Raw genomic sequence first — 16,073 nt, forward strand, 5'->3', positions numbered from 1 at the left:
CTCCAATCCCAACCTGGACAGAACCCACGATGAGCCTCGAATTCAGCCTGAACCAGACCCCTTGCGCCAGCGCCCGCGTGGACTGCGCGATCGTTGGCGCCTTTGCCGACGGCAGCCTCAGCCCGGCGGGCAAGGCGCTGGATGCTGCCAGCGGCGGACGGATCGCGGCCCTCATCACGCGCGGCGACGTCTCCGGGAAAACCGGCAAGACCGCGCTGCTGCATGATCTGACCGGGGTGACCGCGCCGCGCGTGCTGGTGATCGGGCTCGGGGAGGCCGGCAAGTTCGGCGCACCGCAGTACCTGAAGGCGATCGGCGACGCCGCGCGCGCACTCAAGACCGGCCCGGTGGCGCATGCACTGTTCACCCTGAGCGAAGTGCCGGTGAAGGACCGCGATGCGGCCTGGAACATCCGTCAGGCGGTGATCGCCGCCGACCACGCCAGCTACCGCTATACCGCCACATTGGGCGCCAAGAACGCCAAGCGGGAAGAAAAAGGCCTGGCCCGGCTGGAGATCAGCGGCGGCGACGCCAAGGCACTGGAGCAAGGCGTTGCGATTGCCGCCGGCGTGCAGTTCACCCGCGAGCTCGGCAACCTGCCGCCCAACCTTTGCAACCCGGCCTACATTGCCGAACAGGCGCAGGCGTTTGCGGCCGGCAAGACCGGCGTGGCCTGCGAGGTGCTGGACGATGCCGCGATGGAAGCCCTCGGCATGGGCTCGCTGCTGGCGGTCGCCCGTGGCAGCGCGCAGCGGCCGCGTCTTGTCGTGCTGAAGTACAGCAACGGTGGCGACGCCAAGCCCTATGTGCTGGTCGGCAAGGGCATCACCTTCGACACCGGCGGCGTCAACCTGAAGACCCAGGGCGGCATCGAGGAAATGAAGTACGACATGTGCGGCGCGGCCAGCGTGCTGGGTACCTTCGTCGCCGCGGTCGGCATGCAACTGCCGGTCAACCTGGTCTGCATCGCCGCGGCGGTGGAAAACGCCATCGACGGCGACGCCTATCGCCCCTCCGATGTCATCACATCGATGTCCGGCAAGACCATTGAGGTCGGCAATACCGACGCCGAAGGCCGTTTGATCCTTTGCGACGCCTTGACCTATGCGCAACGCTTCGAACCGGCGGCGCTGGTCAATGTGGCCACCCTCACCGGCGCCTGCATGGTCGCATTGGGCAAGTACGCCACCGGGGTAATGACCAAGAGCAGCCACGATCTGGCCCGCGAGTTGATCGATGCCGGCGAGACCGTGTTCGATCGCGGCTGGCAGTTGCCCTTGTGGGACGAGTACCAGCCGATGCTGGATTCGGCCTTCGCCGACGTCTACAACATCGGCGGCCGCTGGGCCGGCGCGATCACCGCCGGCTGCTTCCTGTCGCGCTTCACCGACGGCCAGCGCTGGGTGCATCTGGACATCGCCGGCAGCGCCAGCGACGACGGCAAGATGGGCATGGCCACCGGTCGCCCGGTCGGCATGCTCAGCCAGTGGCTGCTGGATCGCGTCGGATAAGCCAGTCCCATTCGCGGTGAGTTTAATCGTTCGTGATGAGCCAAACCCCGTTCGTGGTGAGTCAAACTCCGTTCGTGGTGAGCCTGTCGAACCATGAACATCACTCTGCACCGTTCGTGGTGAGCCTGTCGAACCACGACCGGAGACAGCAACAATGCCCAAAGCCCATTTCTACCTGATCGACAAACCGCGCTTTCGCGAGCAGCCGCTGCTGCTTGCCTGCGAATTGGCGAAGCGGGCATTCGCCGCCAACCTGTCGACGCTGATTCTCGCGCGCGACCAGGCCCAGGCCGAGGAGCTTGACGACCTGCTGTGGTCGTTCGACCCGGACGCCTACCTGCCGCACCAGATCGCCGGCATGGATGAGGATGAAGACGAGGCGCCGATCCTGATCGCCACGCCCGACACCGACGTCCCGCTGCGCCCGCTGCTGATCAACCTGCGCGATACCGCACCGTCCGGCCAGTTCGACCGCGTGCTGGAAGTCGTGCCCGCCGACGAATCCGCGCGCGACCCGCTGCGCGAGCGCTGGAAGCATTACCAGTCGCTCGGATTTGAAGTGAAGAAATACGATATGTGAGGGGTGTGATTGGTGATTGGTGATTGGTGATTTGAAAAAGAAATCCGTTTCGCGCCAATCACAAGCTCTTGCGAATCACCAATCACGTATCACCAATCACTGCTCCACAATCACGAATCACCAATCACGAATGCCCATGCCCACCCTCGACTCCGGCTTCAATCCGTCTTCCTTCGAATCCCGCCTGTACGCGCAGTGGGAAAGCAGCGGCGCGTTCGCACCGACCGGCGACGGCCCGGCCTACAGCATCCTGCTGCCGCCGCCGAACGTGACCGGCACCTTGCACATGGGCCACGCCTTCCAGCACACACTGATGGACGCGTTGGTGCGCTACCACCGCATGCGCGGCTACCGCACCCTGTGGCAGATGGGCACCGACCACGCCGGGATTGCGACCGAGATGGTGGTCAGCCGCAACCTCGCGCTCGAAGGCAAGGGCGAGACCCGCGACTCGCTGGGTCGCGAGGCCTTCATCGAAAAGGTCTGGCAGTGGAAGCAGCACAGCGGCGACACCATCGAGCGCCAGATGCGCCGGCTCGGCGCCAGCGGCGACTGGTCGCGCAGCGTGTTCACCATGGACCCGATGCCCTCGCAGGCGATCACCGAAGCTTTCGTGCGCCTGCATGAAGAGGGCCTGATCTATCGCGGCAAGCGCCTGGTCAACTGGGATCCGGTGCTGAAGACCGCGATCTCCGATCTGGAAGTGGTCAGCGAAGAGGAAAATGGCCACCTGTGGGAAATCCGCTACCCGCTGGCCGATGGCGCGTCCTATGAGCACGTCGAGGTTGACGCCGACGGTGTCGAGACCCTGCGCGAAACCCGCGATTACCTGATCGTGGCCACCACCCGTCCGGAGACCATGCTCGGCGATACCGCGGCGATGGTGCACCCGGACGATCCGCGCTATGCCGCATTGCACGGCAAGTTTGTCGCGTTGCCACTGACCGGCCGCCGGATCGCGGTGATCACCGATGACTACGTCGATCGCGGCTTCGGCACCGGCGTGGTCAAGGTGACACCGGCGCACGATTTCAACGATTACGCGGTCGGCCAGCGGCATGGCCTTGCGACGATCAATATCTTCACCGATACCGCCAAGGTGCTCGATGAAGACTTCATCCCGGCGGCGTACCGCGGCCTCGACCGCTTCGACGCCCGCAAGGCGATCGTCGCCGATCTGGAGGCACAGGGCCTGCTCGTCGAGATCAAACCGCACAAATTGCAGGTGCCGCGCGGCGACCGCAGCGGCCAGGTGATCGAGCCTTTCCTCACCGACCAGTGGTTCGTGAAGATGGACACGCTGGGCCAGCGCGGCTTGGAACTGGTCGTCGGTACTGATGAAAAGCCGGGTTCGGTGAAGTTCGTGCCGCCGAACTGGGTCAACACCTACCGCCACTGGATGGAGAACCTGCAGGACTGGTGCATCAGCCGCCAGCTGTGGTGGGGCCACCGCATCCCGGCGTGGTTTGATGCTGCCGGCAAGGTGTATGTGGGCCGCGATGAGGCCGAAGTGCGCGCCAAATATGCACTGGGCGATGCCGCACTGACCCAGGATCCCGACGTACTGGAAACCTGGTTCTCCTCGGCCATGTTCCCGTTTTCCACCCAAGGTTGGCCGGATGCCGAGGCGATGGCGCAGCGCGGCTTCGACCAGTACCTGCCGTCCAGCGTGCTGGTGACGGGCTTTGACATCATCTTCTTCTGGGTCGCCCGGATGGTGATGATGACCGACCACTTCACTGGGCAAGTGCCGTTCCGCGACGTCTATATCACCGGCCTGGTGCGCGACAAGGACGGGCAGAAGATGTCGAAATCGAAGGGCAATGTGCTCGACCCGATCGACATCATCGACGGCATCAGCATTGATGATCTGGTCGCCAAGCGCGTGCACGGCCTGATGCAGCCGAAGATGGCTGAGAAGATCGAAAAAGCCACCCGCAAGGATTACCCGAACGGCATCAACGCCCACGGTGCCGACGCCCTGCGTTTCACCATGGCCGCGCTGGCCGGCCCCGGCCGCGACATCAAGTTCGACCTCGCCCGCGCCGAGGGCTACAAGAATTTCTGCAACAAGCTGTGGAATGCCACGCGGTTTGCGTTGATGAACGCGGGAGACCCATACCCCGTTCGTGGTGAGCCGGTCGAACCACGGACGGGGTCCGACGAAACCGATCATGGTTCGACAAGCTCACCACGAACGGTTTCTTCCAACTCACCACAACCGGGTACTTGCAACCACCCCGTCACCGACGCCGAAAAGTGGATCCTGTCCCAGCTCGATCGCACCACGCGGGAGGCCGCCGAACACTTCGCCAGCTACCGCTTCGATCTGCTCGCGCAGTGCCTGTACGAGTTCACCTGGAACCAATTTTGCGATTGGTTCGTGGAACTGGCCAAACCGGCGCTGCAAGGCGATGATCTGGAAGCCGCCAACAGCACCCGCCATACCCTGCTGCATGTACTGGAGGCGCTGCTGCGCCTGCTGCACCCGCTGATCCCGTTTGTCACTGAGCAGCTGTGGCAGGAAGTAGCGCCGCGCTTGGGCAAGTCCGGCAGCCTGATGTTGCAGCCCTATCCGCAAGCCGGCGAGATCGATGTGTCAGGCTTCGGCCAGGCCGAGGCCGACATCGAATGGCTCAAGGCCATGATCGGCGCCGTGCGCCGTATCCGCAGTGAATTGGGGGTTTCGCCGGCCAAGCACATCACCTTGCTGCTGCGCGGCGGTAGTGCCGAGGACGCCACCCGCACTGCCCGCTTCGACGCCCAGCTGCGCTTCCTGTGCAAGCTGGAGCGCATCGAGGCCATCAGCGGCGAACCGCCGGCCGCCGCGCCCGCCGTGGTCGGCGCCTTGCAACTGTTCGTGCCGCTGGAGGGTCTGGTGGATCTGGCTGCCGAGCGCGCGCGTCTGGACAAGGAGATTGCCAAAATCGCCGCCGAGAAAGACAAGAGCGAGGCCAAGCTGGCCAAGTTCGGTGCTGGCGTGCCGGCGGCGGTGGTGGCGCAAGAACAGGCAAGGCGGGCGGACTGGAGTGCCAAGCTTGACGCCCTGAGCGCCCAGCGCAGCCGATTGGGCTGAGTTTTCGCCGCCAGGGGCCTTGGAACCACGGGAGCCGTCGGCCCGGGGCGTCCGTTTTGCAAGCGGAGCAAGCGCCCCCGGGCAGCTGCGCGTGCCCCGGAAACTGCGCCCGGAAACTGTGCGGGAAACTGAGACGCCCTTCGCAAAACCTGAAATCCGGCAACGGAAATCGGGGTTTGCACCGCCAGCGCCCCCGCGCTTGAGGCAAGCTGCGCAACCGCTTTTCTGCCGCCGGGATCGGGCGCACACTCGCGGGCAACACGGCAACGGCCCGCCCCCCCGGTCGCTGCGGGCATCGCCCGGCGCCATGGGTCCTCCTCCCAAGCAGACGTGCGGCAGTGCGACAACCTGGACAATGGACATGACCACTTCGGCTTCCGATCCACCGCAGGCGATGGGCGACACGGCCTACCGCACGCTCCTCGATGAGGTCGGCGCGTTCGTCTACGCCACCGATATCCGCGGCAACTTCACCTTCGCCAACAAGCTGGTGCTGGAGCTGCTGCGGCCCGGGTTGCGTCTGGAAGAGGTCATCGGCAAGTCGTTCACCGACTTCGTGGCCATCGGCGAAGACGATACCCTGCGCGAGACCGACCGCCGCGTGCTTGAACAGGGCGAGACGATCGAACGCGTGGAAGCCAACCTCATCCACGCCACCGGTGAAACGCGCTACTACTGGTCGACCAAGAAGCCGCTGCGCGATGCCGGCGGGGCCATCGTGGGCATGATCGGCATCTCCCACGACATCACCGAGAAGAGGCGTCTGGAAGATCAGCTGATTCGGCAAAAGAATCTGCTGGACACGGTGCTCGAAAATCTCGATGCCCTGGTCTACATGAAAAGCGCCGACCGTCGCTTCGTTTACGCCAACCGACAGTTTGCCAGCGTGTTCGGACTGCCGCTGGAAAACATCCTCGGCCGGCTCGACAGCGAGCTGATGCCCAAGGATGTTGCCGATGCGTTCTGGGCGATCGACCAGCAGATCCTCGCCAGCGGCCAGCGTTATGCCGGCGAACAGTCGCTGGTTGATGCCCAGGGGCGAACGCGGCATTACTGGAGCGTGGTGGTCCCCGGGACCGATACCGAAGGCCACACTGCGCTGATTGGGCTGGTGACGGACATCACCGCCTTGCATGAGCTCCAGGAAGAGTTGCAGCAGCAGGCCAGGACCGACAGCCTCACCGGCTGTGCCAACCGGCGGCATTTCTTTGAATTGGCCGGAATCGAGTTTACCCGCAGTCGTCGATACGGCGCGCCGCTGAGCATGATCGCCATCGACATCGACCATTTCAAGCAAATCAACGACCGCTATGGCCACCCGATCGGTGATGTCGTGCTGCAGGATTTCGTCGGCTGCTGCCGCGGTATTCTGCGCGAAATGGACATTCTCGCGCGCACCGGCGGCGAGGAATTCTGCATCCTGCTGCCAGACACCAATCTGGAGGCAGCCGGCGAGATTGCCGAACGCATTCGCGCCATGACGGAGGCTTGCCACCCGATCGAGGAGTACCCCTCGCTGCAGATCAGCGCAAGCTTTGGCGCATCAACGCTGGAATCAACCGATGCCGATTTCCAGACGATGTTCGCACGCGCCGACCGTGCGCTCTATCAGGCCAAGGACCGCGGGCGCAATTGCACGGCCCTTCTGTCCGGTTCCTGAGTTCGCAGGGGCAGGTTTCGCGCCGGCTTCACCCTGCAGCGGCTATCAATGCAGCCGCACATGCCGTGAACAGACCGACCGTGACCCAGCAAGGAGCCGCAATGAGCAACGTCCGCCTCGCGATCATCTACTACAGCACCTACGGCACCAACCACGCCATGGCCGAAGTGGCCGCCGATGCCGCGCATGCTGCCGGCGCCGAAGTCCGCCTGCGCAAGGTGAAGGAGACCGCGCCCGCCGAGATCGTCTCCGGGCAGGCTGCCTGGGCCGCCCACGCCGAGCGCACCGCCCACGTCGAGCACGCCAGCTACGACGACATGGAATGGGCCAACGCCTATCTGTTCAGTGCGCCGACGCGGTTTGGCACCGTGGCCAGCCAGATGCGCGCCTTCATCGACACGCTGGGGCCGATCTGGGCCGCCGGTGCGCTGTCAAACAAGGCGGTCAGCGCCATGACCAGCGCCCAGAACATGCACGGCGGCCAGGAGACCACGTTGCTGGGCCTGTACGCCACCTTCATGCACTGGGGCGCGATCCTGGTGCCGCCGGGGTATACCGACCCGTCGATTTACGCTTCCGGCGGCAATCCCTACGGCGCCAGTGCTACCGCCAAGGGCGAGCCGATCAGCGCGGAGCTCAAGGCGTCGATCCGCGCCCAGTCCAGGCGTCTGGTCGATTTCGCCGGGCGTATCGCTGGCTGAAGGCCGGGCCGTGGCGACGCCCCCCACCGCCGCCGCACTCAAGCAGCGCCACCGCAAGGTGCGCGCTGACCAGCCCGAGAACTGGCGCATCCGCATCCACCGCGCGATCAGCTGGCTGCAGCGCGCCGAGCGCGAAACCCGCGACGACGATGCCCGTTTCCTGTTCCTGTGGATTGCCCTGAACGCCGCCTACGCCCGCGAGTTCGGCTTCGAGCAGAGCGAACGTGACCAAGCCCGCCAGTTCATCGAACGGCTTGTCGTTTTCGACGGCGGGAACCGGCTCCAGCAAATTCTGTTCGACCAATTCACCGGCCCGGTGCGGACCCTGCTGGAAAACCGCTTCGTATTCGAACCGTTCTGGCGTGCGCTGCGCGACCACGACGCCAGCAATGCCTGGGAACTGCAGTTTGCCAACGCGCGCAAACTGGCCATGCGGGCGCTGATGGCGCGCAAGACCGAGGTCGTGTTGTCGGTCGTCGCCGATCGCCTCTACGTCCTGCGCAACCAGCTCATGCACGGCGGCGCCACCTGGAATGGCGATGCCAATCGTCAACAGGTCCACGATGCCGTGACCATCCTCGGCGCGCTGATGCCCGTCATCATCGACCTGATGATCGACCACCCCGAACCGGACGAATCGGGAATTACCTTTCCGTTGCTGGATTCGTCCGGTTGATCGGCAAACGCGGCAAACCGGGACCCGGGCAAAACGATGCAGTATCGCGGATGGCGTGGATCTCCACGGAAGCCCGGACCGTGCCCCAACGAAACGCGCGCACGCATGGGACAGTGGGGGACTGCGAGGGGACGGCACAAAAAACCCCGCAGAATCGCGGGGTTATGGGACTGTCAGGGACAGTAGGGGAAGGCTGCAATGGTGGCTATGGGTGGAATCGAACCACCGACCTCGGGATTATGAGTCTCGCGCTCTAACCGTCTGAGCTACATAGCCATCGTCGAGCCCTCCATTGTGTTGCGTTTGGCGGCAATCGTCAAATTGCCCGCAACGGTGCCCGGCAACGGTGGCTTGCCACTTGCCGCCGCGGCTGGCAGAGTCGGGGGCAGTGGATTTTCGGAGTCCGCATCGTGATCGATCCGGACGGTTTTCGGCCCAACGTGGGCATCGTGCTGATGCACGAGGATGGACGGGTGTTCTGGGCACGCCGCGTGCGCCGGGATGGTTGGCAGTTCCCGCAGGGTGGAATCAATACCGATGAAACCCCGCTTGAGGCCATGTATCGGGAATTGAACGAGGAGACCGGGCTGGATGCGGCCCAGGTCGAGGTGCTCGGCGCCACTCCGGGTTGGCTGCGCTACCGGCTGCCGCCACACGCGGTGCGTCGGCATGAACGGCTGGTGTGCATCGGCCAGAAACAGGTCTGGTTCCTGCTGCGGTTCCGTGGCGATGAGGTGGACTTCCGCCTGGACCAGACCGATTCGCCCGAATTCGATGCCTGGCGCTGGGTCGACTTCTGGTACCCGCAGGCCCACGTCGTTGCATTCAAGCGCGGGGTCTATACCCGCGCCCTGGCCCATCTGGCGCCGCTGGCCCGGGCGGTGGCCGGGGCCGTGGCGGTGCCGGTTCCGGAAGGGGGCGAGGCGCCACCGCGGCGGCATTCCGGACGGCGCGGCTGAGGGCTCTGGCGGGTGGAAGCGGGGAAAGCTGAACGGGAGGCGACCGTTTGTCGGCGGGATGTTGCAATGCAACAAAGATGGTCATATGCTGCACTGCACAAACGGCAAGAACGCCGCTCATCAGCCACCCAAGGGAGCCAGCCATGTACGACTACAACGAATCCTTCAACAAGTCGGCCGCCCAGTTCGCGGACGTCGCCGCCAATGCCAACCGCCTTGCCCTCGAGAACGCCGAAAAGGTGTTCGGCCTGCACCTTGCGGCCATCGAGAACAACATCAACGCCAGCTTCGCGTTCGCCAACGAGCTGATCGGCGTGCGTGACGCCGAAGGCCTCAAGACGGTCTGGCCGAAGGGCATCCAGGTGGCCCGCACCAACGCCGAGCGCAGCTTCGGCGCCACCCAGGAAGCTTTCGCGGACACCGTGAAGACCTCCGAAGCCATCGGTGCGCTGGCCAAGGCCCAGTTCGAGCAGGCCAGCTCGCAGGTCAAGGCGGAAGTCGCCAAGGCCGCCAAGGCTGCCTCCAAGTCGGGCAAGTAATCCCGGTGGCGGGCCGCGAGGTCCGCTGGCAACCGTGACACCTGAAAGCCCGGCAGCGCAAGCTGCCGGGCTTTCGTTTGTCCGCGCGGTGGCATCGGTGTAACTGTGCAACGATATGCTGCACTGGTGCGTTCAATAAAAGTGCTAGAATTGCGGGTTCCGCAATCGTCACCCACAAGGCCACGCCCGATGCCTGCATCCGCACCCGCTTCCAAGCCCAACGCCAGCTTGCGCTGGATCCTGATGCTGGTGGGCGTGGTCGTCGTGTTCGGCGGCGTGTTCCTTGCCAAGGCGCTGTTCGCCAGCAAGACCAACGCGTTCTTCGACAACATGGCACAGCCGGCCGTCACCATATCCGCCGCCGCTGCCCGGCAGGAACGCTGGAGCAACGCCGATGAAGCGGTCGGTACGCTGGCTGCCGTCAACGGCATTGACGTCACCGCCGAATCCGGCGGGGTGGTGCGTTCCATTGAATTCGACGCCGGCCAGCCGGTGCGTGCGGGCGCGGTGCTGGTGCGTTTGAACACGGCCAACGAGGAGGCCGTGCTCAGGGCGCTGGAAAGTTCGGCGCGGCTGGCGCAGGTGCAGGCGCAGCGCTGGCAGGAGCTGGGCCGCGACAAGCTGGTGGCGCTGGATGACGTGCAGACCCGGGCGACCGCCGCCGCCACCGCGCGCGCCCAGGTCGAGGCGCAGCGTGCGCTGATCGCGCAGAAGACCGTGCGCGCGCCGTTCTCCGGCGTGCTGGGCATCCGCCGGGTCAACCTCGGCCAGTTCATCGCGCCCGGGACCCCGGTGGTCAGCCTGCAGCAGCTCGATCCGATCTTCGTCAACTTCAGCCTGCCCGAGCAGATGGCCGGCAAGCTGCCGGAAGGTACCGCGATCCAGGTGACGGTCGATGCGCTGTCCGGGCAGACGTTTGCCGGCACGATCACGGCGGTGGACCCGCAGGTGGACCCCGCCACCCGCAACTTCACCGCCCAGGCCACCTTGGCCAATCCTGAAGGCGCCCTGCGTCCCGGCAGCTTCGCCCGGGTCGGTTTCGACGTGGGCGGCGAGCGCGATGCGGTGGTGATCCCGCAGACCGCGGTCAGCTTCAATCCGTATGGTAACGCCGTGTTCGTGATCACCCGGACCGCACGCCAGCCGGGTGAAACCGACGCCAAGGGCAAGCCGCTGACCGGCGAAAAGCTGGTCGTCACCCAGCGCTTCATCAAGACCGGCGCCACCCGCGGCGATCTGATCGAAGTGCTCGACGGACTCAAGCAGGGCGAGCGGGTCGTCACCTCCGGACTGCTCAAGCTGCGCAACGGCACCGAGGTGATCGTCGACAACACCGTCCAGCCTGCCGCCGACGCGCGGCCGACGGTGGAAAACCGTTGAGCGCAGCACCGGAGCCGGCGCAGGCCGGCCAGGACTCGGGCCCGCCCCGCCGCGTGGGCATCTACCAGGACCGGCAATGAAATTCACCGACATCTTCATCCGCAAGCCGGTGCTGGCGATGGTCGTCAGCCTGTTCATCCTGCTGTTCGGGCTGCGCGCCTTCAGCGAGTTGAACGTGCGCAAGTATCCGGAAATGCGCAACGCGGTCGTCACCGTGAGCACCACCTACTTCGGTGCCGACGCCGACCTGATCCAGGGCTTCATCACCACGCCGCTGGAAACCGCGATCGCCGGCGCCGAAGGCATCGACTACATGACCTCGAACAGCTCGGCGGGCATGAGCACGATCACCGCCTACATCCGGCTGGACAAGGACCCCAACGAAGCGCTGACCCAGATTTCGGCGAAGGTCAACAAGATGCGCGGCCAGCTGCCGCCGCAGTCCGAAGACCCGGTGATCGACCTGCAGCAGGGTGAAAGCATCGCCGCGATGTACATCGCGTTTTCCAGCAACACCCTCGACAACACCCAGATCACCGATTACCTGACCCGCGTGATCCAGCCGAAGCTGGTGGCGATCAACGGCGTCCAGCGCGCCGAGGTCCACGGCGCCGGCAGCTTTGCCATGCGCATCTGGTTGAAGCCGGAGAAGATGGCGGCGCTGAAGGTGACCGCCAGCGACGTCAGTCAGGCCCTGCAATCCAACAACGTGCTGGCTGCGGTCGGCTCGACCAAGGGCCAGATGGTGGCCATCGACATGACCGCGCGCACCGACCTGCGCAGCGTCGAGGATTTCCGCAACATGGTGGTACGCCAGCAGGATGGCGCGATCATCCGGCTGAGCGACATCGCCGACGTGGTGCTGGGGTCGGAAAGCTATGGCTCCTCGGTCAGCGTCAACGGCAGTGATTCGGCCACCTTCATGGCGATCTACGTCGCCCCGGACGCCAACTCGCTGGACGTGATCCGGAACGTGCACAAGGTCTGGAACGGGGAAGTGCTGCCGCAGCTGCCGCAGGGGCTGAACGCGGTGATTCCCTACGACAGCACCCAGGCGATCAACGATGCGATCAACGAGGTGATCCGCACCCTGGTGGAAGCGCTGCTGATCGTGATCGCGGTGATCTACCTGTTCCTCGGGTCGCTGCGCAGCGTGCTGATTCCGGCCATCACCATCCCGCTGTCGCTGATTGGCGGGCTGTTCCTGATGCTGCTGATGGGGTTTTCCATCAACCTGCTGACCCTGCTGTCGATGGTGCTCGCCATCGGCATCGTGGTGGATGACGCGATCATCATGGTCGAGAACATCCACCGCCACATCGAGGAAGGAATGTCCGCGTTCGACGCCGCGATCAAGGGCGCGCGCGAGCTGGCCTGGCCGGTGGTGGCGATGACCACCACCCTGATCGCGGTGTACCTGCCGATCGGTTTCCAGGGCGGGCTGACCGGGGTGCTGTTCACCGAATTCGCCTTCAGCCTCGCCGGTTCGGTGCTGCTGTCGGGCATCATCGCGCTGACCCTCACGCCGATGATGAGTTCGAGGATCCTGCGCCCGCACGTCGAGGGCAAGGGCGGCAGGTTCGAAGCCTGGCTGGACGCGCGCTTCGAAAAACTGCACGACGGCTACAAGCGGCTGCTGCACGGTGCCCTCAAGACCCGTGCGGTGATCGCCGCGTTCGGCCTGATCGTGCTGACCAGCTGCGTGCTTCTGTATGCCACCGCGCCCAAGGAGCCGGCGCCGATCGAGGACGAAGGCTTCATCTTCGGCGTGGCCAGCGCCGATCCGGTGGCTACCCTGGATTACGTCGAACGCTACACCAGCGAAATGGCGCGGCTGGTCAAGGAAGTGCCGGAGGTCGACAACTTCTTCCTGTTCAACGGCGGATTCGGCGGCGGTGGCGGCGGTGCCAGCCCGAGCGCGATGGCGGGCTTCTCGCTCAAGCCCTGGACCGAGCGCTCGCGTTCGACCAATCAGGTCCTGCAGCAGCAGCTGCAGCCGCGCTTCGACCGGATTGCCGGGCTGAAGATGTTCGCGATGGTGCCACCCTCGCTGCCGCAGGCCGGCGGCGGCGCTTCCGGAGGTGAATTCGTGATCGGCGGCGTCGGCAGCCTCGAACAACTCTCGGAGCTGTCCGACCGCATCCTGCAGCGGGCGATGGAGAGCAAGCGCTTCATCTTCCTCGACAAGGATCTGAAGCTCGACAAGCCGCGCATCGAGGTCAACGTCGATCGCGACAAGGCGGCCACCCTCGGCATCGACATGCGCACGCTGGCGTCCGACATGGCAGCGATGCTGGCGGGGGGCTACACCAACCTGTTCTCGATGCAGAACCGCGCCTACCGCGTGATTCCGCAGGTGCAGCGCAGCGACCGCCTCAACGCGCACGACCTCGAGAACTACTACACCCGCACCCGCGACGGCAAGCTGATTCCGCTGTCCACCATCATCACGCTCAGGGAGAGCGCGCAGCCGCAGTCGCTCAAGCGCTTCCAGCAGCTCAACGCGGTATCGATCACCTTCGCCCCGCGTCCCGGCGTCACCAAGGGCGAGGCGCTGGCCATTCTCGATCAGGCGGCGGCGGAGATCCTGCCCCAAGGCTACAGCGTGGACTACGCCGGCGAGTCGCGGCAGTTCAAGCAGGAGGGCTCGGCAATGCTGCTGACGCTGGCGCTGGCGCTGGTGGTGATCTTCCTGGTGCTGTCGGCGCAGTTCGAGAGCTTCCGCGATGCGCTGATCATGCTGCTGACGGTGCCGATGGCGATCTGCGGCGCGCTGCTGGCGCTGAACGTGCTGGCGCTGGTGTCGCAAATCCTGATGGCGATGGGGATCGAAGCCTTCCCTGGCATGAGCATCAACATCTACACCCAGGTGGGTCTCGTCACGCTGGTGGGCGTGATCTCCAAGCACGGCATCCTGATCGTGGAGTTTGCCAACAAGCTGCAGGCCAACGAGGGCATGAGCAAGCTGGAAGCCATCGAGACTGCCGCCGGCATCCGCCTGCGGCCGGTGCTGATGACCACCTGCGCCCTGGTGTTCGCGATGATCCCGCTGCTGCTGGCCAAAGGCCCGGGCGCGGCCTCACGCTTCTCGATGGGCGTGGTGATCGCCTCCGGCATGACCATCGGCACGCTGTTCACGCTGTTCGTGCTGCCTGCGTTCTACATGTACCTGGCCCGCGATCACGCGCACGACCGCGAAATAGCGGCCGCTGTTGAATCGATGCCGCCGTCGGAGCCGCAACACGGCTGATCGAGCCGCCTGCCTTTCCTTCTCCCCGCTGCGCGGGGAGAAGGTGCCCGACGGGCGGATGAGGGGCGCTGTTCGTACTGTCGTTGTTTGCTGCCCGCGACGATTTCTTCAACCATTCGCGCAACGGCGGTCGTACGCAAGGCGTGCTCCCTACGGCAGCGCTGGAACCCGAAGCTGCGCCGCCATCGCCGCCGGATCCGCGGCCGCCGCATGCGACAACACACCCCAGCACGGTGCCGGCAAGCGGGCGCGCAACATCGCGAGGTTGTCCTCGACCGCATCCATGCCCGGGTCGATGGCATTCGCGATCCAGCCAATGAGCCTGCAGCCGTCGGCGGCGATCGTGCGCGCACTCAGCAGCGCATGGTTCAGGCAGCCCAAGCGCAGGCCCACCACCAGCACGACCGGGAGCTGCAACGCACGCACCAGATCGGCCTGCATCAGCGACGCCGACAGCGGCGCCGCCCAGCCGCCCACACCCTCGACCACGATCGCATCGGCCTGTGCCGCGAGGCGCGCATGCGCATCAAGGATCGGCGGCAGCGTGACTTCAGTGCCGGCATCACGCGCAGCCAGCTCCGGCGCCAGCGGGTGTTCCAGCGCAAAGGGATTGATGTCGGCATAGGCCACGTTGACCGCAGCGGCACGGGACAGCGCCAGCGCATCGTCGTTCTTCCATTCACCGTCGAGCCACTTGCAACCACTGGCCACCGGCTTCATTCCCACCGCGCGCCGGCCCTGCCCGCGCAACGCATGCAGCAGCACACAACTGGCAAGCGTCTTGCCGATGCCGGTATCGGTGCCGGTGACGTAAACCGCGATCACAGCCGCTCCTTTCGCGCTGAAAGCCAGGCGCCGGCCCGCGCATTGCTACACTGCCGACATGAGCTTCACTTCCAGCCCGCTGACCGGAAGCAAACCGGAACGATACGCGCAACTCGCGCAGCAGGCGCGCGCGCTGTTGCACGGCGAGCGCGACCGCATCGCCAATGCCGCCAACCTGTCGGCGCTGGTCTACCACGCGCTGCCGGATCTGAATTGGGTCGGTTTCTATTTCTTCGATGGCACCGAACTGGTGGTCGGGCCGTTCCAGGGGCTGCCGGCCTGCGTGCGGATTCCGCTCGACAAGGGCGTGTGCGGCGCGGCCGCGCGCACGCGGCAGACCCAGCGGGTCGAGGATGTGAACGCCTTCCCCGGTCACGTCGCCTGTGATTCGGCCAGTCGCTCCGAGCTGGTCGTGCCCTTGTACGCGGGGGAAACGCTGATCGGCGTGTTCGATCTCGACAGCCCGCAGCTGGCGCGCTTCGATGCCGACGACCAACGCGGCCTGGAAGCCATCGCCGCGGCGTGGCTGGAGGCGCTGCAATGAACGTCAAGCTGCGCAACATCGGCCCGAAGTCGGCGGCCTGGCTGCGCCAGGTGGGCCTGCGCAGTCGCGAGGATCTGCTGGCGATTGGTGCCGCCGAGGCCTTCGTGAAGGTGCGTCGCGCCGGCTTCAAGCCCAGCTTGAACCTGCTCTATGCGCTGGAAGGCGCGCTGCTCGACTGCCACTGGCAGGATGTTTCGGAAGCGCGTCGCAGCGAGCTGGCCGGCGTCGTCGAAGCGGGCCTGGCAGCGCTTCCACCGCCGCGCGGTCGCCCGGTCGCCGCGCCGGTGCACGTCACCCATCACGATGAAGGCGCGTTGCCCGGGCCCGCGTTGTTCGACGACGAACGAGACGCGGCGTCCGACGACTGAACCA

The 16,073-nt window shown here is 65.4% G+C and carries 13 protein-coding genes and 1 tRNA gene; 12 read left to right on the plus strand and 2 right to left on the minus strand.

Translation table 11 applies throughout. The features are described from left to right. The first annotated feature begins 29 nt into the window (after positions 1-29). The 6 genes from M9902_RS08450 (at position 30) to M9902_RS08475 (ending at position 8,204) form a co-directional block, all read left to right on the plus strand. On the plus strand, positions 30-1,511 hold the full coding sequence (locus tag M9902_RS08450; RefSeq protein WP_297175510.1) for a leucyl aminopeptidase: 1,482 nt from the start codon (positions 30-32) through the stop codon (positions 1,509-1,511). Between the two features lie 154 nt (positions 1,512-1,665). Beyond that, positions 1,666-2,091 carry a DNA polymerase III subunit chi gene (locus M9902_RS08455; RefSeq protein ID WP_297175512.1) on the plus strand — a complete coding sequence of 142 codons (426 nt, stop codon included), beginning with the start codon at positions 1,666-1,668 and terminating at the stop codon, positions 2,089-2,091. Between the two features lie 136 nt (positions 2,092-2,227). Beyond that, positions 2,228-5,167, plus strand: a complete 2,940-nt coding sequence (locus M9902_RS08460) for a valine--tRNA ligase (protein WP_297174679.1) — start codon at positions 2,228-2,230, stop codon at positions 5,165-5,167. A gap of 361 nt (positions 5,168-5,528) precedes the next feature. Next, positions 5,529-6,827 (plus strand): diguanylate cyclase, encoded by a 1,299-nt coding sequence (locus M9902_RS08465; RefSeq protein WP_297222226.1) that lies wholly within the window; start codon positions 5,529-5,531, stop codon positions 6,825-6,827. 101 nt (positions 6,828-6,928) lie between these two features. Continuing rightward, positions 6,929-7,528: an NAD(P)H:quinone oxidoreductase gene (wrbA, locus tag M9902_RS08470; protein WP_297174673.1), complete on the plus strand. Its 600-nt coding sequence runs from the start codon at positions 6,929-6,931 to the stop codon at positions 7,526-7,528. 10 nt (positions 7,529-7,538) lie between these two features. Continuing rightward, complete coding sequence (locus M9902_RS08475; RefSeq protein WP_297174669.1) at positions 7,539-8,204, plus strand: HEPN domain-containing protein; 666 nt, start codon at positions 7,539-7,541, stop codon at positions 8,202-8,204. A gap of 199 nt (positions 8,205-8,403) precedes the next feature. On the opposite strand, the gene M9902_RS08480 is transcribed toward M9902_RS08475, so the two are convergent. Continuing rightward, positions 8,404-8,480, minus strand: a tRNA-Met gene (locus M9902_RS08480). Between the two features lie 134 nt (positions 8,481-8,614). Between M9902_RS08480 and M9902_RS08485 the strand changes: the two genes are divergently transcribed. The 4 genes from M9902_RS08485 (at position 8,615) to M9902_RS08500 (ending at position 14,332) form a co-directional block, all read left to right on the plus strand. Continuing rightward, complete coding sequence (locus M9902_RS08485; RefSeq protein WP_297174667.1) at positions 8,615-9,163, plus strand: RNA pyrophosphohydrolase; 549 nt, start codon at positions 8,615-8,617, stop codon at positions 9,161-9,163. 143 nt (positions 9,164-9,306) lie between these two features. Further along, positions 9,307-9,702: a phasin family protein gene (locus tag M9902_RS08490; RefSeq protein ID WP_297222229.1), complete on the plus strand. Its 396-nt coding sequence runs from the start codon at positions 9,307-9,309 to the stop codon at positions 9,700-9,702. Positions 9,703-9,891: 189 nt separating this feature from the next. Next, positions 9,892-11,082, plus strand: a complete 1,191-nt coding sequence (locus M9902_RS08495) for an efflux RND transporter periplasmic adaptor subunit (protein ID WP_297174661.1) — start codon at positions 9,892-9,894, stop codon at positions 11,080-11,082. Between the two features lie 76 nt (positions 11,083-11,158). Further along, positions 11,159-14,332, plus strand: coding sequence for an efflux RND transporter permease subunit (locus tag M9902_RS08500; protein ID WP_297222232.1), 3,174 nt, complete (start codon positions 11,159-11,161; stop codon positions 14,330-14,332). Between the two features lie 150 nt (positions 14,333-14,482). On the opposite strand, the gene bioD is transcribed toward M9902_RS08500, so the two are convergent. Then, on the minus strand, positions 14,483-15,157 hold the full coding sequence (bioD, locus tag M9902_RS08505; protein ID WP_297222234.1) for a dethiobiotin synthase: 675 nt from the start codon (positions 15,155-15,157) through the stop codon (positions 14,483-14,485). Between the two features lie 58 nt (positions 15,158-15,215). Between bioD and M9902_RS08510 the strand changes: the two genes are divergently transcribed. Together M9902_RS08510 and M9902_RS08515 are read left to right on the plus strand one after the other, a co-directional pair. Next, the gene (locus M9902_RS08510) at positions 15,216-15,701 is read left to right on the plus strand and encodes a GAF domain-containing protein (protein WP_297174653.1); all 486 of its coding nucleotides are present in this window, start codon (positions 15,216-15,218) and stop codon (positions 15,699-15,701) included. After that, positions 15,698-16,069: a TfoX/Sxy family protein gene (locus M9902_RS08515; RefSeq protein WP_297174648.1), complete on the plus strand. Its 372-nt coding sequence runs from the start codon at positions 15,698-15,700 to the stop codon at positions 16,067-16,069. Before M9902_RS08510 ends, M9902_RS08515 begins: the two co-directional genes overlap by 4 nt. The last annotated feature ends 4 nt before the right edge of the window (positions 16,070-16,073 follow it).

The organism is Thermomonas sp., assembly GCF_023953935.1.
GTDB lineage: Bacteria > Pseudomonadota > Gammaproteobacteria > Xanthomonadales > Xanthomonadaceae > Thermomonas.

Coding starts and splice junctions, on each gene's coding strand:
- M9902_RS08450 (WP_297175510.1), top strand. CDS start 30: ATGAGCCTCGAATTCAGCCTGAACCAGACCCCTTGCGCCAGCGCCCGC.
- M9902_RS08455 (WP_297175512.1), top strand. CDS start 1,666: ATGCCCAAAGCCCATTTCTACCTGATCGACAAACCGCGCTTTCGCGAG.
- M9902_RS08460 (WP_297174679.1), top strand. CDS start 2,228: ATGCCCACCCTCGACTCCGGCTTCAATCCGTCTTCCTTCGAATCCCGC.
- M9902_RS08465 (WP_297222226.1), top strand. CDS start 5,529: ATGACCACTTCGGCTTCCGATCCACCGCAGGCGATGGGCGACACGGCC.
- wrbA (WP_297174673.1), top strand. CDS start 6,929: ATGAGCAACGTCCGCCTCGCGATCATCTACTACAGCACCTACGGCACC.
- M9902_RS08490 (WP_297222229.1), top strand. CDS start 9,307: ATGTACGACTACAACGAATCCTTCAACAAGTCGGCCGCCCAGTTCGCG.
- M9902_RS08495 (WP_297174661.1), top strand. CDS start 9,892: ATGCCTGCATCCGCACCCGCTTCCAAGCCCAACGCCAGCTTGCGCTGG.
- M9902_RS08500 (WP_297222232.1), top strand. CDS start 11,159: ATGAAATTCACCGACATCTTCATCCGCAAGCCGGTGCTGGCGATGGTC.
- M9902_RS08510 (WP_297174653.1), top strand. CDS start 15,216: ATGAGCTTCACTTCCAGCCCGCTGACCGGAAGCAAACCGGAACGATAC.
- M9902_RS08515 (WP_297174648.1), top strand. CDS start 15,698: ATGAACGTCAAGCTGCGCAACATCGGCCCGAAGTCGGCGGCCTGGCTG.